An 18,156-nucleotide genomic window follows, 5' to 3' on the forward strand; every position below is an offset into this window, starting at 1 on the left:
CCACCCCCCAGGTCATCCCTTCGACAGGGGGCAACAGTCATACCGGGCCCGGAGGCCAGCGGCCCTCTTGCAGGACCACGAAGAACATAACGGGGTGGGCGGCGCCCGCGCGCCCCGGTGACGACGGCCCGCCGCAGGACGGGGCGCGCATCCCGGCGCGCGCGGGTGCCGGCCCGTGACCGATCCGGCCGTCGGCCCCGGCACCGCTCTCGCGCACCGGGGCGGCCACGCGACCACCGGCGCCCGCATGCCGTGGCCGGGTCACGGTGTCCGCGTTCCCGTCCCCAGCACGACCGGGCGCCGGGGGGCACAGCGGCCGGGGCGGTCACCCCGTTCCGCCCCTGCGGCGGCCGAACTCCTCGTCCAGGACGGAGAGTCGGCGCCAGTACTCGTCCTCGTCGATCTCCCCCGCCGCGAACCGCCGTCCGAGCAGGTGCAGCGGCGAGTTCTCGTCGTACGGGGGCCGCGGCTGCCACGGCCCGTATCCGCGGCCCGAGCGGCGGCCGCGCAGGACGGTGCGGCGCAGCAGGACGACGGCTCCGGCCACGACGGCCGCCCAGACGAGCGGGAAGAACAGGATCCACGGGCCGGGGCCGCCGCCGTCGTAGGCGATGTCGGCAAGCGTGTTCATGGTGGCTCAGCTCCTCGGTGCGGTGTTCTCGATACGTCGAGACTCGCCGCGGGAGGGGGGCCGCGTCGTCGTGCACCGGTCGGCTCGTGGCCTGCTGCCACGGGAGTAGTGCGGGGTGCACCGGGGCGGCCGGGGGCGCCCTCCGGAGTACGGCGTGCCCCGCGGCCTGCGGCGACGCCCCGGACCAGGCCGGCACTCGCTCTGTACCTACTAGTACGTACACTGCCGTGCATGCCGAACATCACCGCTCCGGCCCCGGGCACACTCGCCGTCCGCACCGTCCTGGGGGACCTGCCGCCCGCCGAGCTGGGCGTCTGCGACGCGCACGACCACCTCTTCCTCCGCTCGCCGCTGCTGCCCGGTCAGGAGCTGGACGACGCGGACGCGGCGGCGGCCGAGCTGCGCTCCTTCGCCGCGCTGGGCGGGCGGTCCGTGGTGCAGTGGACCCCGTTCGCGCTGGGCCGGCGGGCCGGGCTGCTCGCCGGACTGTCCCGGGCCACCGGGGTGCGGGTGGTCGCCGCCACCGGGCTGCACCAAGCGGCGCACTACACCCCGGAGTTGCTGCGCAGCCTGGACTCCCCGGCCGAGCTGTTCGTCCGCGAACTGACCGTGGGGATGGCGCCCGACGACACTCCGGAGGGGAATCCGCTGCCGGCGCGAGCGGGCCTGATCAAGGTCGCCGGGGGCTTCCACGGGCTCGACGCGCACGCCCGGAGGGTGCTGCGTGCCGCCGCGGAGGCGCACCACGCGACGGGGGCACCGGTCGCGGTCCACCTGGAGGCCGGGACCGGAGCGCCGGCCGTCCTGGAGCTGCTCTGCGGGCGGCTCGATATGCCGCCCGCCCGGGTGCTGCTCGGCCACCTGAACCGGTCGCCCGACCCGTGGGTTCACCGGGAGGCCGCCCGGGCGGGGGCCCATCTGGTGTTCGACGGCCCGTCACGGGCCCATCACGCCACCGACTGGCGGCTGTTCGAGATGCTGACCGCGCTGGTGGAGGCGGGACACGCCGACCGGCTGCTGCTGGGCGGTGACACGGTGACCGCGAACGCCCGCGCCGCCACCGGGGAGGGGCCCGGGATGCCGTACCTGCTGAGCGGGCTCCGCCCCGCGGTGGAGCGGCGGCTGGGCCGGGAGGTGGCCGAGCTGCTGTTCGTCGGCAACCCGGCCCGCGCCTTCGCCGCCCACTGGCGCGGGGACGGGCACCGGGCGTAGCCCGTTCCGGGCGAAGGCAGGAACGGGCCAGATGACCGCACCCCGGACGCCGGAGCGGCAACGGTGCCGGGAGGGCGCTCCAGGGGTGCGCCGTTCCGGACGGCACAGCCGGACCGCGCTCCCGGACGGACAGCACACCCGGCCGGCGCTCGCATGGGGCGACCGAACGCTACTGGGGCAGCACCGACAGCGGATCGTCCAGCACCGGCTGCCAGGCCAGTTCGGCCGCACCGACCAGGCTGTTGTGGTCGAGCGAGCAGGCGAGGAGCGGGACGCTGCCGCTCTGCCCCCACAGGCTGCGCTCTGCCACCACGGCGCGCAGCCGCTCGGGGTCGGCCGCCAGCAGCTCGCGGTGGAGGCCGCCGAGGATGACGCGGTCCGGGTTGAGGATGTTCACCAGCCCCGCGAGGCCCAGGCCGAGGCGGTCGATGAGCACCTGGACGGCCGTGCGCACGGACGGCGACTCGCGCTCGTCGCGGAGCAGGTCCCGGGCCTGCTGGAGCAGCGACACCTCGGGCCCCGGGTCGCGTCCGGCCGCCATGAGGAAGGCGAGCGGATCGGCCTCGACGTCGAGGCAGCCGCGGCTTCCGCAGTGACAGGGCCTGCCCTCCGGGTTGACGGTCAGATGGCCGACCTCCAGGGCGAGGCCCGAACTGCCGCTGTGCAGCCGCCCGTCGAGGACCAGCGCCCCGCCGACGCCCCGGTGACCGGTGGCCACGCACAGCAGGTCCCGGGCGCCGCGGCCCGCTCCGTGCCGGTGTTCGGCGAGGGCGGCGAGGTTGACGTCGTTGCCCGCGAGGACGGTGGCGCCGGAGCCGGCCTTCGCGAGGATGCCGGCGCCCCGCACCCGCTCGGCGAAGATGTCCCGGACCGGCGCCCCGGCCGGCCAGGCGACGTGGAGCGGGTTGAGGGCGGTTCCCTCGGGCTCCGCGACGGCGGACGGCACCGCCAGCCCCGCCCCGAGGCAGCGGCGGCCGGTCTCCCGCAGCAGCTCCGCCCCGGCGTCGACCACGGCGGCCAGCACGTGTGCCGGGTCGGCGGGGACGGTCATGCAGCCGGGCGCGGTGGCGACGATCCGGCCGCCGAGGCCGACGAGCGCGGCGCGGAAGCCGTCGGCGTGCACCTGGGCGGCGAGCACCACGGGCCCGGCGGGGTCGACCGCGAGCCGGTGGGACGGACGGCCCTGCGAGCCGGCCGCGGCGGTCGGGCGGGAGTCGACCTGGATCAGGCCGAGCGCCTCCAGTTCGGCCGCGACGGCGCCCGCGGTCGCGCGGGTGACGCCGAGTTCCGAGGTCAGGACGGCGCGGGTGGGCGCACGGCCGGTGTGTACGAGCTCCAGGGCCGGTCCGAGGGCACTGCGGCCTCTCTCCAGGCGTGTTGTCCGAGTCAGGGTCACCCCTCTATTCTGACTTTGTGCCGAACTTAAACAAAACACGGACGGCCCTTTCGGGCGGACGGCGCGGAAACAACACCGCGGATCCCGCCCTCCGACGCCTCCGCATCGCCCTCACCGCCTTCTTCGCCCTCGACGGCCTGCTCTTCGCCGGCTGGGTGGTCCGGATCCCCGCCATCAAGCAGCAGACCGGTGCCTCCACGGGCGAGCTCGGGCTCGCCCTGCTGGGCGTGTCGGCCGGAGCCGTCGCCACCATGACGGTCACCGGACGGCTGTGCACCCGGTTCGGCAGCCACCCCGTCACCGTGGTGACCGGGCTGCTGTTCTCGGTGGGCATCGCGCTGCCTCCGCTGGCCGGTTCGCCCCTGGCCCTCGGCCTGGTGCTCCTCGTCTTCGGCACCGCGTACGGCGCGATCAACGTGGCCATGAACAGCGCCGCCGTCGACCTGGTCGCCGCGCTGCGCCGGCCCGTCATGCCGAGTTTCCACGCCGCGTTCAGCCTCGGCGGCATGCTCGGCGCGGGGCTGGGCGGGCTGCTGGCCGGGCAGTTGAGCGTCACCCGGCACCTTTTGCTGCTGGCTGCCTGCGGGCTCCTGATCACCGCTGTCGCGGGCCGGGTCCTGTTCACGACACCGTCGCCGGATTCCGGGGAACGCGGGCCGCGCCGGACCGACGGGGACAGCGCCACGGCCCGGTCCGCGGGGCGGCACCGCCGGCCGGTGGTGCTCCTCGGGCTGATCGCGCTGTGCACGGCGTACGGCGAAGGGGCGCTCGCCGACTGGAGCGCGCTCCACCTCGAAGAGGATCTCGGCGCGCCCGCCGGGCTCGCCGCCGCGGGCTACTCCGTCTTCGCCCTCGCCATGACCGTGGGCCGGCTCACCGGGACGGCGCTGCTCGAACGCCTCGGGCAGACCCGGGCGCTGGTCGCCGGCGGGACCACCGCCGCGGCCGGCATGCTCCTCGGCGCCCTCGCGCCGAGCCTGCCCGTCGCCCTCGCCGGCTTCACGGTCACCGGTCTGGGGCTGGCCAACATCTTCCCCGTCGCCATCGGGCGGGCCGGGGAGCTGGCCGGGCCGAGCGGTGTCGCCACGGCCTCCACCCTCGGGTACGGCGGAATACTGCTGGGCCCGCCCGCCATCGGGCTGCTCGCGGACCGTTCGTCCCTGCCCGTCGCCCTGACCACGGTCGCGGTGCTCGCTGCCGTGGCGGCACTGGTCGCCTGGACCGTCCGGGACACGGCGGGGGCACGCCCGGGGTGACCCGGACGGCCCGTGCGTCCGGGGCCGGGTGCCCGCGGCCGGGACGGCGGTCGTGGCTCCGCCGCACCTCGCTGCGCCGTCCGGCACGTCCCGGCGATGACCTCCCCCGCGCGCGGACCCCACCGGACCCGCGCGGACATCGTCGGCCCGGGCCGCCGCCGTGACGGCACCCGGGCCGGGCCGCAGCAACGGCTCCCCGGGCGCCCGCCCGCGAGGGCCGGCGGACGAGCAGGGGGCACATCGATGGCGCCGGCCGGCGCCCGGGCAGGCAGCATGGGGCGCATGAGCGTGACCATCGACATTGCGGGACTCCCGCCCGAGCACCTGGTGTTCAGTCCGTCGCCCCTTGCCGAACTGTGCGCCGCACTGCACGCCCTGGCCGAACCACGGCACCACCCCGGGCTGGAGGGCTGGACCACCGCGACGAACGCCGCCCTCCGGCCGGACCTCGCGGACCGGCTGTGCGAGGCGGACTTCCTGTGGCGCTCCGCGCACAGCGACATCGATCTGCCCTTCGCCGCACTGCCGGACACCCGGGGCCGCCCGGGCGCCACCCTCGCCGAGGATCTGGACCTGCTGGACCGGCTGGACGACGACCGCTTCGTCGACGCGGCCCTGGACATCTCCTGCCACAGCGACTACGAGCCGGACGGCCCGTCCCGACACGTCAACGCCGGGGTCCGCGCGCAGGCCCTGGCGCACGCCACCGCGCGCGGCGCCCGGCAGGCCGAGTTCGCCCGGCGTCTCCTGGCGGACCCGCCGGCGGTCCGGGTCTGGCTCCGCCGGCTGTTCGAGGACTGCGCGGAGGCCTTCTTCGACGACCTCTGGCAGCGGGTGCGCGCCCGGCTCGCCGCCGACGCCCGGCACAAGACGGAGGTACTGCGCCGCAAGGGCCTGGCCCGGGCCCTGGCCGAGGTGTCACCCGCCCTCGCGCTGGACGACAGCGGCACCCGGATCGTCGTCGACAAACTCAGCAGCGGCCATGCGGACGCCCGTGACCCGGCGGCCGGCCCGGGCGTCACCTTCGTGCCGTCCTCCGTGGGCCGGCCGCATCTCTGGGTTCTCCACGCGCCGGGCTGGCGCCCCGTGGTCCACTACCCGGCCGCCGCGCCCGACGTGCCGGGCCCCGGCTCGCTGGACCTGCTGCAGCTGCGGATGGAGGCCCTCTCCCACCCCCTGCGGATCCGGATGTGCCGCCATCTGGCCCGGTCCGCCGTCACCACCGGCGAGCTGGCCGCCGCGCACGGCATCACCCCGCCCGAGGTGTCACGGCACATCACGGTCCTGCGGAAGGCCGGGCTGACCACCACCCGTCGTCACGGCCGCTATCTGCTCCACGAACTCGATCTGACGGCGGTCGCGCGGCTGGGCAGCGAGTTCCTGGAAGGTGTCCTGCGCTGACGCCGGGGGCGGGCCTCACACCCGCAGGCCACGGAACCGCCAGGAGGGCGGCACCATACGTCGGCCGGCGGCCGCACCGGGCCCGGCCTCCCGGCCCGGAGCGCTCGCCGGGACCGGGCCCCGGACGCCGCCGCACGCGTGCCCGTCGGGTCGAGGACGCACCGCCGGGATCCGGACAGGACGATGCCCCGAGCCCCGCCGAGTGGCACACTGCCCGCATGCCGCCCGCGCGCACGCCGCTCGACCGCGACGCCCTGACCGTCGAGTTGGTCTTCGCCTTCGTCACGGGTGCGGGGGTCGCCGCCGTGGTGTTCCTCGCGGTCGCGAGCCCCGCGCTGCTGAGCGACCTGTCCCGGGCCGAGGAGCGGCAGGTGCTGACGGCCGGCTCGGTCGCCGCCGCCGCGGGCTTCCTGTGGCGGGTGGTGCGCGTTCTGCGCGGCGTCCGGCGGGCCGCCCGTCAGCCCAGCCAGCCGGGCCGGACCAGCCCCGACTCGTAGGCGAGGACGACCAGTTGGGCGCGGTCGCGGGCGCCCAGCTTCACCATCGTCCGGCTCACATGGGTCTTGGCGGTCAGCGGGCTGACGACCAGGCGGCGGGCGATCTCCTCGTTGGACAGGCCGATGCCGACCAGGGCCATCACCTCCCGCTCCCGCTCGGTGAGCGCGGCCAGCCCCTCGGCGGCCGCGGGTTCCTTCGAACGGGCGGCGAACTCCGCGATCAGCCGTCGCGTCACCCCCGGGGAGAGCAGGGCGTCGCCGTGCACCACCGCCCGTACCGCGCGCAGCAGTTCGTCCGGTTCGGTGTCCTTGACGAGGAAGCCGGAAGCGCCGGAGCGGATGGCCTCGAAGACGTACTCGTCCAGCTCGAACGTGGTGAGCATGACCACCTTCACGGCCGCCAGCTCCGGGTCCTCGCTGATCCTGCGGGTGGCGGCCAGACCGTCCAGCTCCGGCATGCGGATGTCCATCAGCACGATGTCCGGGCGGAGTTGCCGGACCAGCGCCAGGGCCTGGGCGCCGTCCGCGGCCTCGCCGGTGACCTCGATGTCGGGCTGCGCGTCGAGCAGGGCACGGAACCCGGCCCGGACGAGCAGCTGGTCATCGGCGAGCAGTACGCGGATCACTTAGGTCTCCTCCTCGGCGGCGGGGGGCCGGTCCCGGCTCACCGTAGCCGCCGCTCCGAGCGGAATGCGGGCGAGGACACGGAAGCCGCCGTCGGGCCGGGGCCCCGTCTCGACGCCGCCACCCAGGGCTACGGCCCGCTCGCGCATGCCGACGAGACCGTTCCCGCCGCCGCTCCCCGCTCGCCCCGCGGTCGCGGGGCCGTCGTCGTCGACCCGGATCTCCAGCTGCTGCGGCGCATAGCGCAGCAGAACGGCGGCGGTGCGCGAACCGGAGTGCCGGACGACGTTGGTCAGCGCCTCCTGGACGATGCGGAAGGCCGCCAGGTCGGCACCGGGCGGCAGGGCGACCGGCGTCCCCTCGGTGCGGACGTCGACCGTCAGGCCCGCACCGGACGCCTGCTGCGTCAGCTCGGCCAGCCGGTCCAGTCCGGGGGCGGGCGAACGCGGCGCGTCGCCGGGGGTGCGCAGGGTGTCGAGGACCTGCCGGACCTCGCCGAGCGCCTCCTTGCTGGCCTCCTTGATGGTGACCAGCGCGGTCCGGGCCTGCTCCGGCCGCTGGTCGAGCAGCGCCAGTCCGACCCCGGCCTGCACGTTGATCAGCGAAATGCTGTGGGCCAGGACGTCGTGCAGTTCGCGCGCGATCCGCAGGCGCTCCTCGTTGGCCCGGCGCCGCTCGGCCTGCTCCCGTTCCGCGCGCTCCCGGGCGAGCCGCTCCCTGCGCAGCCGGGCCAGCTCCGAACCGGCGACGACCGCCGCCACCCAGGCGGCGACGACCAGTTCCTGGCTCCAGGGCGCGGCGCCGTCGTTCGAGGGCGGCAGCCAGGGGTGGAGCCAGTGACCGATGACCAGGTGCCCCGCCCAGAGCAGCCCCAGGGCCGACCAGGCGGCCCACCGGTGACCGGCGACGACCGCCGTGAAGCAGGCGACGACGACGCTGATGAAGACCGGGCTGTACGGGTAACCGGCGCCGAGGTAGAGCAGCGTGACGGCGGCGGTGCCGAAGACCACGCACCGCGGGTACCGGTGGCGCAGCACCAGCAGGGCGGGCCCGAGGAGCAGCAGCACATAGCCGAACGCGGCGAGGCCTTCCCGCTCCGGCTGCTTCTCCATGGCGAAGCGGGAGCCGGCCAGCTGGGCCGCCGCCACCGCGACGGAGACGGCCAGGAGCGGGATCAGGGCCGGGCGGGCGCCGGGCGGTGCCGGCCACCGCCACCGGGCACGCGCCCCTCGGCCCGTGTCCCGGTCCTCCGCGCTCCGCACCCGTCCCTCGCTCATACCGGCCACGCTAGACCGGCCGGGCTCCGCAGAACGTCGGCCCGGCGGCGTGGTCGCGCCTGCTCCCGGCGGAGTAGCCCCGTCGGCCGCTGAGCGCCATCGGTGCCGGCCGGGGCATGAGGTGGCGGGACGGTGAGGTGGCGGAGCCGGTGGGGTGGCGGGGCGCCCGTCTCCCCCTGCGGCGGGGCGGGGAGCCCCACGGCAGCGGGCCCGCAGGCACGGGCCCCGGGAAGTACGGGCCCGGAGGTACAGGCCCGCGGGTACGGACCCGGCGAGGGCGGCGTGCCGTCCCGGCCGGGCCGGTGCTCCGATCACTCGGGCGGGCTGAGCTCCGCATGGTCCCGGTCCATGGCCGTCAGCGCCCGCCGGGCCATCGGACGGGTCCGGACGATCTCGGCCAGCGTGGTGGTACCGCGGGTGATCTTCGCGAAGGCGTTCCAGGCCGGCCGGAAACCTGTGATCGCCGCGTGCAGCAGCCCCGGGCGCCGCTCGAAGACGGCGAGCATCCGGCGCCCCACGCCCATCTCGACGCCCAGGCCGGCCTTGATGGCGAAGGCGTAGTTGAGGGCCTGACGGCGGGCGTCCACCGCGTCGTGCGCCTCCGCGATCCGCACCGCCCACTCCCCCGCGAGCCGTCCCGAGCGCAGCGCGAAGGAGATGCCCTCGCGCGTCCAGGGCTCGAGCAGCCCCGCCGCGTCCCCGCACACCAGCACGCGGCCGCGGGAGAGCGGCGAGTCGTCCGCCCGGCAGCGGGTGAGGTGTCCCGAGGAGATGCTCGGCTCGAAACCGGCCAGTCCGAGCCGTCCGATGAAGTCCTCCAGATAGCGCTTGGTCCCGGCGCCCTCGCCGCGGGCCGAGATCACCCCGACGGTGAGGGTGTCGCCCTTGGGGAAGACCCAGCCGTAACTGCCGGGCATCGGGCCCCAGTCGATGAGCACCCGCCCCGCCCAGTCCTCCTGCACGGACTCCGGGACGGGGATCTCCGCCTCCAGGCCCAGGTCCACCTGGTCCAGCTTCACCCCGACATGCGCTCCTATCCGGCTGGCGCTGCCGTCCGCGCCGACGACCGCACGGGCCAGCACGGTCTCCCCGCCGGCCAGCACCACCGCGACGGTGCGCCGGTCGGGCACCGCCGGGCCGTGCTGCTCCACCCGCGTCACGGTGACGCCGGTCCGCAGCGTGGCGCCGGCCTTCTGCGCCGCCGCCACCAACTGCTGGTCGAACTCCGGGCGGTTGATCAGCCCGAAGAGCATCCGGCGGGAGCGGCGGGTACGGGCCAGCCGTCCGTTCAGGGAGAACGTCACCGCGTGCACCCGGTCGCGCAGCGGGAGTTCGAAGCCCGGCGGCAGGGCGTCCCGCGACGGGCCGATGATGCCTCCGCCGCACGTCTTGTACCGGGGCAGTTCCGCCTTCTCCAGCAGCAGGACCCGCCGCCCGGCGGCGGCCGCGGCGTACGCCGCCGACGCACCCGCGGGGCCGGCCCCCACGACCACGACGTCCCACTCCGGCTCGGTGCCCTGTTCCGCGTTCTCGCTGCTCACCTGTGCTTCTGCTCCCGCTCGGCCTGGGTCCCCCGACCGAAGCCCAGAGGTGGCTCCGGCTACCGTTCGCATCCTACGGCTCATGGTCACCACGGCTCACTGTGGGAGGATCGGCAGCGTATGCACGGTACGTACGGCTCACCCCTGAACGTACCTCCGCCTTCGCACCCACGAGGAGCGCCGCCCCATGGAGCAGACCGCGGTCACCCCACTCGCCGAGACCGTCGCCTCGCTGCTGCCCCGCGCCCGGACGGAACTGGCCGAGCTGGTCGCCTTCCAGTCGGTCGCCGATCCCGACCAGTTCCCCCGGAGTGAGTGCGAAGCGGCGGCCGCCTGGGTCGCCGAGGCGCTCCGCGCCGAGGACTTCCAGGACGTCGCCCTGCTGGACACCCCGGACGGCACCCAGTCGGTGTACGGCTTCCTGCCCGGCCCCGAGGGCGCCCCGACGGTTCTGCTCTACGCGCACTACGACGTGCAGCCGCCGCTCGACGAATCCGCCTGGCTCTCCCCGCCGTTCGAACTGACCGAGCGCGACGGACGCTGGTACGGGCGCGGCGCCGCCGACTGCAAGGGCGGCCTGATCATGCACCTCACGGCGCTGCGGGCGCTCAAGGCGCACGGCGGCGTCCCGGTGAACGTGAAGGTCATCGCCGAGGGCTCGGAGGAGCAGGGCACGGGCGGTCTGGAGCGCTACGCGGAGGCGCACCCCGAGCTCCTCGCCGCGGACGCGGTCGTCATCGGGGACGCCGGCAACTTCCGGGTCGGGCTGCCGACCGTCACCGCCACGCTGCGCGGGATGACCCTGGTCCGGGTGCAGGTCGACACGCTCGAAGGCAACCTGCACTCGGGGCAGTTCGGCGGCGCCGCGCCCGACGCGCTGGCCGCGCTCATCCGGGTGCTGGACTCGCTGCGCGCCGAGGACGGCACCACGGTGGTCGACGGGCTGGCGCACGACGCGCACTGGGAGGGCCTGCAGTACCCGGAGGAGGCGTTCCGCAAGGACGCCAAGGTGCTCGACGGGGTGGAGCTCATCGGCTCCGGCACCGTCGCCGACCGCATCTGGGCCCGCCCCGCGGCGACCGTCCTCGGCATCGACTGCCCGCCGGTCGTCGGCGCCACCCCGTCGGTCCAGGCGGGCGCCCGCGCCCTGGTGAGCCTGCGGGTGCCGCCGGGCACCGACGCGGCCGCGGCGACGAAGCTGCTCACCGCGCACCTGGAGTCCAAGGCGCCGTGGGGCGCCCGGGTCACGGTGGAACAGGTCGGCCAGGGGCAGCCGTTCCGTGCCGACACCACCAGCCCGGCGTACGAGGCGATGGCGGCGGCGATGCGGGCCGCCTACCCCGGCGAGGAGATGCAGACCGCCGGCCAGGGAGGTTCCATCCCGCTCTGCAACACCCTGGCCACGCTCTACCCGGAGGCGGAGATCCTGCTGATCGGCCTGAGCGAGCCGGAGGCCCAGATCCACGCGGTGAACGAGAGCGTGTCCCCGGAGGAGCTCGAGCGGCTCTCCCTCGCGGAGGCGCTGTTCCTCACCGACTACGCGGCGTCCGCCCGGGGGTGACGCGTCCGGGTCCCGGGGCTGCGGTGCGGATGCGGCCCGGGACCCGACCGGTGCAGGCGGGCGAGGCCGCCCGGTGCCGGGGCCGTCCGCGCACCGGCCGCACCGAACGGCCCCGGAGCCTCCCGTCCGGAGGTGAGCGGGCCGGCCGTGCGGGACCGACGGGCACCCGCCGGCAGAAGCCCGGCCGACGGGGACTCAGCCGACGGGCACACCCGCCTCCAGGTTGAGCACGGTGGACCGTTCGCGGGCACGCAGTGCCCAGCGCAGCCGTTGGAACCGCTCCTCCGGCAGCAGTTCGGCGGCCTCCTCCTCGCTGACGAAGCGCCAGCCGCGCAGTTCCGCGCCCGGCAGCAGCACCCGGTCGGCGGAGCCGGGACCCAGACGCCCGCCGTCGAAGAGGAGCCGCAGCCCGCCGAAGGCGGGGGGCCTGGGCGGTTCCCAGTCGACCAGGAGCAGCCCGGGGACGCGGTCGAGTTCGATGCCGGTCTCCTCGGCGACCTCGCGCATCGCGGCCCGGGCGGGGGCCTCACCGGGCTCGACGACGCCACCGGGGAACTCCCATCCGGGCTTGTACGTGGGATCCACCAGCAGCACCCGGTCCTGCTCGTCGAAGAGCAGGACCCCGGCGGCCAGCGTCGGGGCGGTGGGCTCGGGGGTCTGCACGATCTCGCACGCCCCCGCGGCGCCGGTGCGTATCGCCTCGGCGATCCGCTCCGCGGTCTCGCGCGGGGTGAGCGCGCCGCTGTCGACGGCGTAGGCGTCGGCGGTGAGCCAGGGCAGCGCCTCCCGGTACCGGACCAGGGAGTCGAGCGACCACTGCCGTACGGCGGCGCTGCGCGCGGGGTCGTCGGCGAACTCCTCGCGGCTCGATATCCGTTCGCGCAGGATCGTTTCGTCAGGCGTGAGCACCACATGCCGTACCGGGATGCGGCGTGCGGCGAGCGCGCCGAAGATCTCGTCGCGGTAGTCCTGGCGGAGCACCGTCATGGGGACCACCAGCACTCCGCCCACCTCCGCCAGCACGGCGGCGGCCGCGTCGACGACCAGGCGCCGCCAGATCGCCAGGTCCTGGTAGTCGGTCACCTCGTTGAGCCGCTTCTGCGGCAGCAGATACGCCAGTGCGCCGCCGATCACCTCGGGGTCGTAGAAGGTGCTGCCCGGGATCAAGTCGGTCAGTTCACGAGCCGCACTGGTCTTCCCCGCACTGAACGCACCATTGATCCAGACGATCACATTTCCCCCTATGCCATAGCCCTCAGTGGATTGCCCGCTACACCTTGCCACGGAAACGCCGAGCGGCAAGGTGGCCCCCGGGGCGCCCCGGGGCCCGTCGGCGGGCGCTCGGGCGCCCCGGCGGCGGGAGCGGCCCCGATGCGCTCCGGCGGCGGGAGAGCCGGGGGAGGCACACGACCGCCGGGCGGCCGGCCCACAGCCCGCCGACCTCCCCATATCGTCGCATTCCTCGGCTTCCGCGCCATCGGGACGCGGCGTCGGCGCAGCCGCCGCGGTGGCGCGCGGGACGGACGGGCGGATCACAACAACAACGAGGAATGTCGCAGTTCCATAACCCCGCCCATGATCGCCCGGTGTTGCCGCTAATTTCGTCCCCTGTTCAACTACCCGAGGGGGGACTTCATGTCCTGGGGACATCAGCAGTCACCGCAGCCGCCGTATCCGCAGGGGCACCCGCAGCCGGCCGCGCCCGCCCCGGCCCGGCCGCGCTGGGCCCGCAAGCGCATCGCACTCCCCGTCGCCGCCGGGCTGTTGCTGTTCGGCGTCGGCATCGGTTCGGCGGGCGACGACTCCACCGCGCGGGCCGCGGCGGCCGGACCCGCCCCCACCGTCACCGCCACGGTGACGGCGCGAGCCGCGGCCGATCCGGCCGGGAAGCAGCAGCCGAAGCCCGGGAAGGCACCGGCGCGGAGCGAGGCGAAGGCCCATCAGGCCGAACAGAAGAAGACCGCCCCGTCCGGAAAGGCGGTCTTCAAGGTGTGGGGAACCGCTCCGTCGGGTGCGGACATCACCTACGGCAGCGACACCGAGAACCTCGACGGCAGCGGCCTGCCGATGACGAAGACCCTCACCGTCAAGGACGACGCGCTCTACTACCAGATTTCGGCCCAGCTCCAGGGCGGCGGAGACATCCGGTGCTCCGTCACCATCGACGGCAAGACCAAGAGCGGGCGCGCCCGCGGCGGATACAACATCTGCTCCGCGCAGTTGAACGGCGGCCTGCTCGGCGGCTGGAACTGACCGACGGCCGCCGTCCGTCGGATTCCGGCAGACGGCGGCCCGGACCCCCGGACACGGGCCCGGCCCCGGCCGTGCGCCGCCGCGCCGCCGGAGCCGGCTGCCCGGCGCCCGGCGCCCGGCAGCCGCGGAACGCCCCGGCCCCGAGGGCGTCCCGGCCACCCCCTGCGTCGCCATCCGGGCGACCGGAAGGCCCGTGCGGCGCGCACCGGGCAGCCCTTCGCAGCCATGGGTGCCGCGAACCGCCGTGGGTGCCGCGAACCGCCGTGAACACGCGGCCGGAAACCGTCATTTGCTCAGCTTGTCGGCGTTCCGCTCCCGCAGGCCCCACCGTTCCCGGCCGCCGCTCTCGAAACACAGGGCGCCCGCACGGACCAGGAGTTTGCGCAGTTCGTCGTCCTCGAAGCCCTTGAGATAGCCGCGGATGGTGGTGAAGTAGCGCGTCGGCCACCGGGAGTCCTTCAGCAGGGCGTGCAGCGCGGCCTCGGCCATGAACTCGGTGCGGAGTTCCGCGCGCAGCCGGGACTCATGCTGCTTCCAGGCCAGTACGGAGGTGATGAGCGAGACCACCAGGGGGATGGCGACAGCCGTGATCCAGACCATCGCGGAACCGTAGACCTCCCGGGGTGATCCATCGGCCGAGATACCGGAAACCCCGCCGGTCAACCCGCCGATCCGGCCAACTCGGCGTCTGCGCCGCCTGCGGCCCCCGTGACAACAGACGACAGCAGCAGGCGGCACCCGTCCGAACACGCCGGCGGAGCCCGGCCGTTGCCGGGCCGCGGATCCCGGCTACGGCACGGTGGGCGCCGGCGCCTCCACGGCCGCCGCCGGCGCGCCGGACCGCGCCCGGACCGCGGCCGCCGCTCCCACCAGGCCCGCGTCGGTGCCCATCTGTGCCGGAACGACCTCCAGGCCCTGGACGAAGGACAGCCGGGCGTAGTCCCGGAGGGCGGCCCGGAGCGGGGCGAACAGCACCTCACCGGCCGCGGCCACTCCACCGCCGATCACCGCGACCTCGATCTCCACCAGGGTCGCCGTGGCGGCGATACCCGCCGCCAGGGCCTGAGCGGCCCGCTCGAAGGAACCGCGCGCCACCGGATCGCCGGCCCGGGCCGCCCGCGCCACCGCTGCGGCCGTGGCATCGCCGTCCGGCCCGGGCCGCCAGCCGCGCTCCAGCGCCCGGCGGGCGATGTTCGGCCCACTGGCTATGCGCTCCACACAGCCGCGGGCGCCGCACGGACAGGGGTCACCGTCGAGGTCCACGCTGATGTGCCCGATGTGCCCGGCGTTGCCGGTGGGCCCCGGATGCAGCCGGCCGTCCAGGACGAGTCCGCCGCCGACCCCGGTGGAGACCACCATGCACAGGGCGTTCGCCCGGCCGCGGGCGGCGCCGTGCCAGTGCTCGGCGGCCGTCATGGCCACCCCGTCGCCGACCAGGGTGACGGGGAGTCCGCCGGCCGGCCACCGGTGCGTCGGGCCGCCGGGGCGCATCCCGCCCAGCGCTTCCCGCACCGCGTCGACCAGCGGATAGTCCCGCCAGCCGGGCACGTTGACCGGGCTGACCGTGCCGGTGGACGCGTCGACCGGTCCCGCGCTGCCGATCCCGACCGCGGTCACCCGCTCCCAGCCGGGGGCGCCCGCGAGTTCGCCGAGCACCGCCGCGACGGCCGCCATGACGGCGTCCCCGTCCTCCTGCGCGGGCGTGGGCCGCTGCGCACGGACGACCAGCCGGCCGGCGCTGTCGACCAGCGCCCCGGCGATCTTGGTTCCCCCGATGTCGAGGGCGGCGACGAGGTCGTTCTGCATCGGGGTCGTATCTCCTGGTCGGCGGGGCTCCGGCGGTTCAGTCTCCCCAGTTTTGACAACGTTGTCCAGGCCTTATGCTCGTATCCACCCCGCCCGTGGACGCTTAAGGACCCGCACCGTGGCCGACATCGCCCCCCGCACCGAGCGCCGCTACGGCACCCGGCCGACCATGAAGGACGTCGCCGCACGCGCCGGCGTCGGACTGAAGACGGTCTCGCGGGTGGTGAACGGCGAACCGGGCGTCACACCGGACACGATGCGCCGGGTGCAGGAGGCGATCGACGCCCTGGGGTTCCGGCGCAACGACAGCGCGCGGATCCTGCGGAAGGGCCGGACCGCGAGCATCGGGCTCGTCCTGGAGGACCTCGCCGACCCGTTCTACGGCCCGATGAGCCGTGCCGTGGAGGAGACCGCACGGGCCCACGGCGCACTGCTCATTCACGGCTCCAGCGCCGAAGAGGCCGAGCGGGAACAGGAGTTGGTGCTGGCCTTCTGCGCCCGGCGGGTGGACGGCCTGGTCATCGTCCCCGCCAGCGACGACCACACCTACCTCGAACCGGAGATAGCCGCCGGGGTGGCCACGGTGTTCGTGGACCGTCCCCCCGGCCGGATCGACGCGGACGTGGTGCTCTCCGACAGCTTCTCCGGGGCCCGCGACGGCGTCCGTCACCTCATAGCCCACGGCCACCGGCGGATCGGGTTCATCGGCGACCGGCCCCGCATCCACACGGCGGTCGAACGGCTCCGGGGCTACCGCTCCGCGATGGCGGAGGCCGGGCTCCCGGTCGACGAGTCCCGGGTGTCCCTCGGCTCCACCGAGCCGGAGCGGGTCCGGTCCGCGGCGCTGGCCATGCTCGACGCGCCGGAGCCCGTCACCGCGTTCTTCTCCGGGAACAACCGGGTGACGGTCACCGTCGTCCGCGTCCTCAACGGCCGCCCGCGCCCGGTGGCCCTGGTCGGCTTCGACGACTTCGAGCTGGCCGATCTGCTCTCCCCCGGCGTCACGGTGGTCGCCCAGGACGCCGCCCAGTTGGGCCGCACGGCGGCCGAACGCCTCTTCCGCAGGCTCGACGGCGGGGCCGACGAGCCCGCCCGGGTGGAGCTGGCCACCCGGCTGATCCCCCGCGGCTCCGGCGAACTCCCGCCGCACGACGGCCCGGCCTGACCGTACCCGGCGGCGCTCCTGGTGCGGCGGTGCCCACCGGTCGCCGCCGTGAGCACCGGTCCTCCGCCCGCTTCGCCCCGGCAGCCCCCGGCCCCGTGCCGAACTCCGTCTCGGAAAAAGGAAGTTCAGCCGGGCCCGGGCACTCCGCCGAACGGAGAGTGCGGCGGTTTCAGGAAGCCGCGGGACGGCCGGCCAGGCGGTCGAGGTCGGCCCGGGACAGGCCGGTGAGCCGGGCGACTTCGTCGGCGTCCGTCGCCCCGCAGTCCACACCGCGGAGCAGGTAGCCGCTCAGCGCCCGCGCGGTGGCGGGCTCGTCCAGGACGGCGCCGCCCGCACGGTTCACATAGGCGGCGAGCCGCTCCGCGGCCCGGTCCAGCCCCTCACGGTAGAAGGCGTAGACGGCGGCGTACCGGGTGGGCAGGTGGCCGGGGTGCATGTCCCAGCCCTGGTAGTAGGCGCGGGCCAACGAGCGCCGGACGAGCCCGTGGTGGAGCCGCCAGGCGTCGTGGACCTGCGCGGTGGTGCCCACCGGCAGGACGTTGGTGGAGCCGTCGGAGAGCCGGACGCCGGTGCCCGCGGCCGCGACCTGCATGACCGCCTTGGCGTGGTCGGCCACCGGGTGGTCCATGGACTGGTACGCGGCGCTGACCCCGCAGGAGGCGCTGTAGTCGAAGGTGCCGTAGTGCAGTCCCGTCGCACGCCCCCCGGCCGCGTCGATCATGCGGGCGACGGTGGCCCGGCCGTCGGGGCCGAGGACGGCCTGTGTGGTCTCGATCTGGATCTCGAAGCCGATCCGGCCGGGCCGGAGCCCCCGCGCCCGCTCGAACTCCTCCAGCAGCCGCACCATCGCGGTGACCTGCTGGGGGTAGCTGACCTTGGGGAGGGTGAGGAGCAGGCCGTCGGGCAGGCCGCCCGCGTCCATCAGGCCGGTGAGGAAGATGTCCAGGGTGCGGATGCCGCGGTCGCGGACGGCGGCCTCCATGCACTTCATCCGGATACCCAGGTACGGCGGGGCCGTGCCGTCGGCCACGGCGTCCGCGACGAGCCGCGCGGCGCGGGCCGCCGCGGCGTCCTCCTCGGCGTCGGGGCGGGGCCCGTAGCCGTCCTCGAAGTCGATGCGCAGGTCCTCCACGGGCTCGCGCAGCAGCTTCTCCCGCACCCGCCGGTACACCGGTCCGGCGAGGTCGTCGCCGAGCCCCAGCGCCGCGGCGAACGTCCCGGCGTCGGGGGCGTGCTCGTCGAGCGCGGCCAGCGCCCGGTCGCCCCAACTGCGCACGGTACCGGCGGCGAAGGTGTCGGCGGGGACGTAGACGGTGTGCACGGGCTGACGGGTGCCCGGGTCACCGGGGTAGCGGCGGGCCAGTTCGGCGTCCACGTCGGCCAACGAGGCCCCGATCTCCTGGCCCACCGCTCCGGCGAGGCTGGTGGCCACCGTCTCGTCCCGGCCCATACGACACCCTCTCTCTTCCGCTGCACGGAATCAGCTATCCGTAACGTGAAGCTATCCAGGGCAGGTCCGCAGGTCAACACCCTCGC

The 18,156-nt window shown here is 75.2% G+C and carries 16 protein-coding genes; 7 read left to right on the plus strand and 9 right to left on the minus strand.

What is annotated here, in order from left to right:
- Positions 1-325: 325 nt before the first annotated feature.
- Complete coding sequence (locus tag ACFYYR_RS19410; protein ID WP_388854535.1) at positions 326-631, minus strand: SHOCT domain-containing protein; 306 nt, start codon at positions 629-631, stop codon at positions 326-328.
- Between the two features lie 231 nt (positions 632-862).
- On the opposite strand from ACFYYR_RS19410, the gene ACFYYR_RS19415 reads away from it, so the two are divergent.
- A complete protein-coding gene (locus ACFYYR_RS19415; protein ID WP_388854538.1) occupies positions 863-1,843 on the plus strand; it encodes a phosphotriesterase in 981 nt (326 codons plus the stop codon).
- Between the two features lie 169 nt (positions 1,844-2,012).
- On the opposite strand, the gene ACFYYR_RS19420 is transcribed toward ACFYYR_RS19415, so the two are convergent.
- Positions 2,013-3,233 carry an ROK family protein gene (locus ACFYYR_RS19420; protein WP_388855409.1) on the minus strand — a complete coding sequence of 407 codons (1,221 nt, stop codon included), beginning with the start codon at positions 3,231-3,233 and terminating at the stop codon, positions 2,013-2,015.
- Between the two features lie 23 nt (positions 3,234-3,256).
- On the opposite strand from ACFYYR_RS19420, the gene ACFYYR_RS19425 reads away from it, so the two are divergent.
- The 3 genes from ACFYYR_RS19425 (at position 3,257) to ACFYYR_RS19435 (ending at position 6,393) form a co-directional block, all read left to right on the plus strand.
- The gene (locus tag ACFYYR_RS19425) at positions 3,257-4,495 is read left to right on the plus strand and encodes an MFS transporter (protein WP_388854541.1); all 1,239 of its coding nucleotides are present in this window, start codon (positions 3,257-3,259) and stop codon (positions 4,493-4,495) included.
- Positions 4,496-4,777: 282 nt separating this feature from the next.
- A complete protein-coding gene (locus ACFYYR_RS19430) occupies positions 4,778-5,896 on the plus strand; it encodes a DUF5937 family protein (RefSeq protein ID WP_388854544.1) in 1,119 nt (372 codons plus the stop codon).
- 218 nt (positions 5,897-6,114) lie between these two features.
- The gene (locus ACFYYR_RS19435; RefSeq protein ID WP_388854547.1) at positions 6,115-6,393 is read left to right on the plus strand and encodes a DUF6332 family protein; all 279 of its coding nucleotides are present in this window, start codon (positions 6,115-6,117) and stop codon (positions 6,391-6,393) included.
- Here ACFYYR_RS19435 and ACFYYR_RS19440 read toward each other — a convergent pair.
- From ACFYYR_RS19440 to ACFYYR_RS19450, 3 genes are all read right to left on the minus strand, one after another.
- Positions 6,354-7,019, minus strand: a complete 666-nt coding sequence (locus ACFYYR_RS19440; protein WP_388854550.1) for a response regulator — start codon at positions 7,017-7,019, stop codon at positions 6,354-6,356. The two genes, ACFYYR_RS19435 and ACFYYR_RS19440, sit on opposite strands and share 40 nt — an antisense overlap.
- Positions 7,020-8,294, minus strand: a complete 1,275-nt coding sequence (locus tag ACFYYR_RS19445; protein ID WP_388854553.1) for a sensor histidine kinase — start codon at positions 8,292-8,294, stop codon at positions 7,020-7,022.
- A gap of 311 nt (positions 8,295-8,605) precedes the next feature.
- Positions 8,606-9,835 carry a geranylgeranyl reductase family protein gene (locus ACFYYR_RS19450; RefSeq protein ID WP_388854556.1) on the minus strand — a complete coding sequence of 410 codons (1,230 nt, stop codon included), beginning with the start codon at positions 9,833-9,835 and terminating at the stop codon, positions 8,606-8,608.
- A gap of 187 nt (positions 9,836-10,022) precedes the next feature.
- Between ACFYYR_RS19450 and ACFYYR_RS19455 the strand changes: the two genes are divergently transcribed.
- Entirely contained in the window at positions 10,023-11,396 is a 1,374-nt protein-coding gene (locus ACFYYR_RS19455) for a dipeptidase (RefSeq protein WP_388854559.1), read from the plus strand.
- 195 nt (positions 11,397-11,591) lie between these two features.
- On the opposite strand, the gene ACFYYR_RS19460 is transcribed toward ACFYYR_RS19455, so the two are convergent.
- The gene (locus ACFYYR_RS19460; protein WP_388854562.1) at positions 11,592-12,629 is read right to left on the minus strand and encodes an NUDIX domain-containing protein; all 1,038 of its coding nucleotides are present in this window, start codon (positions 12,627-12,629) and stop codon (positions 11,592-11,594) included.
- Between the two features lie 402 nt (positions 12,630-13,031).
- Between ACFYYR_RS19460 and ACFYYR_RS19465 the strand changes: the two genes are divergently transcribed.
- A complete protein-coding gene (locus tag ACFYYR_RS19465) occupies positions 13,032-13,649 on the plus strand; it encodes an MmpS family transport accessory protein (RefSeq protein WP_388854565.1) in 618 nt (205 codons plus the stop codon).
- A 285-nt stretch (positions 13,650-13,934) separates the two neighbouring features.
- Here the strand turns inward: ACFYYR_RS19465 and ACFYYR_RS19470 are convergent, their stop codons facing one another.
- Together ACFYYR_RS19470 and ACFYYR_RS19475 are read right to left on the minus strand one after the other, a co-directional pair.
- Complete coding sequence (locus ACFYYR_RS19470) at positions 13,935-14,249, minus strand: hypothetical protein (RefSeq protein ID WP_351507039.1); 315 nt, start codon at positions 14,247-14,249, stop codon at positions 13,935-13,937.
- 189 nt (positions 14,250-14,438) lie between these two features.
- The gene (locus ACFYYR_RS19475) at positions 14,439-15,455 is read right to left on the minus strand and encodes an ROK family protein (RefSeq protein WP_388854568.1); all 1,017 of its coding nucleotides are present in this window, start codon (positions 15,453-15,455) and stop codon (positions 14,439-14,441) included.
- A 118-nt stretch (positions 15,456-15,573) separates the two neighbouring features.
- Here ACFYYR_RS19475 and ACFYYR_RS19480 point away from each other — a divergent pair, with 118 nt between their 5' ends.
- Positions 15,574-16,620, plus strand: a complete 1,047-nt coding sequence (locus ACFYYR_RS19480; protein ID WP_388854571.1) for a LacI family DNA-binding transcriptional regulator — start codon at positions 15,574-15,576, stop codon at positions 16,618-16,620.
- A gap of 169 nt (positions 16,621-16,789) precedes the next feature.
- Here the strand turns inward: ACFYYR_RS19480 and ACFYYR_RS19485 are convergent, their stop codons facing one another.
- Positions 16,790-18,070, minus strand: coding sequence for a DUF6986 family protein (locus tag ACFYYR_RS19485; protein ID WP_388854574.1), 1,281 nt, complete (start codon positions 18,068-18,070; stop codon positions 16,790-16,792).
- Positions 18,071-18,156 lie beyond the last annotated feature (86 nt).

The organism is Streptomyces sp. NPDC001922 (assembly GCF_042891165.1).
In the GTDB taxonomy this organism is placed as follows: Bacteria; Actinomycetota; Actinomycetes; order Streptomycetales; family Streptomycetaceae; genus Streptomyces.

Bases quoted from the DNA above. Each gene is read 5' to 3' on its own strand.
- ACFYYR_RS19410 (WP_388854535.1), bottom strand. From the start codon at position 631: ATGAACACGCTTGCCGACATCGCCTACGACGGCGGCGGCCCCGGCCCG.
- ACFYYR_RS19415 (WP_388854538.1), top strand. From the start codon at position 863: ATGCCGAACATCACCGCTCCGGCCCCGGGCACACTCGCCGTCCGCACC.
- ACFYYR_RS19430 (WP_388854544.1), top strand. From the start codon at position 4,778: ATGAGCGTGACCATCGACATTGCGGGACTCCCGCCCGAGCACCTGGTG.
- ACFYYR_RS19435 (WP_388854547.1), top strand. From the start codon at position 6,115: ATGCCGCCCGCGCGCACGCCGCTCGACCGCGACGCCCTGACCGTCGAG.
- ACFYYR_RS19445 (WP_388854553.1), bottom strand. From the start codon at position 8,294: ATGAGCGAGGGACGGGTGCGGAGCGCGGAGGACCGGGACACGGGCCGA.
- ACFYYR_RS19455 (WP_388854559.1), top strand. From the start codon at position 10,023: ATGGAGCAGACCGCGGTCACCCCACTCGCCGAGACCGTCGCCTCGCTG.
- ACFYYR_RS19465 (WP_388854565.1), top strand. From the start codon at position 13,032: ATGTCCTGGGGACATCAGCAGTCACCGCAGCCGCCGTATCCGCAGGGG.
- ACFYYR_RS19470 (WP_351507039.1), bottom strand. From the start codon at position 14,249: ATGGTCTGGATCACGGCTGTCGCCATCCCCCTGGTGGTCTCGCTCATC.
- ACFYYR_RS19475 (WP_388854568.1), bottom strand. From the start codon at position 15,455: ATGCAGAACGACCTCGTCGCCGCCCTCGACATCGGGGGAACCAAGATC.
- ACFYYR_RS19485 (WP_388854574.1), bottom strand. From the start codon at position 18,070: ATGGGCCGGGACGAGACGGTGGCCACCAGCCTCGCCGGAGCGGTGGGC.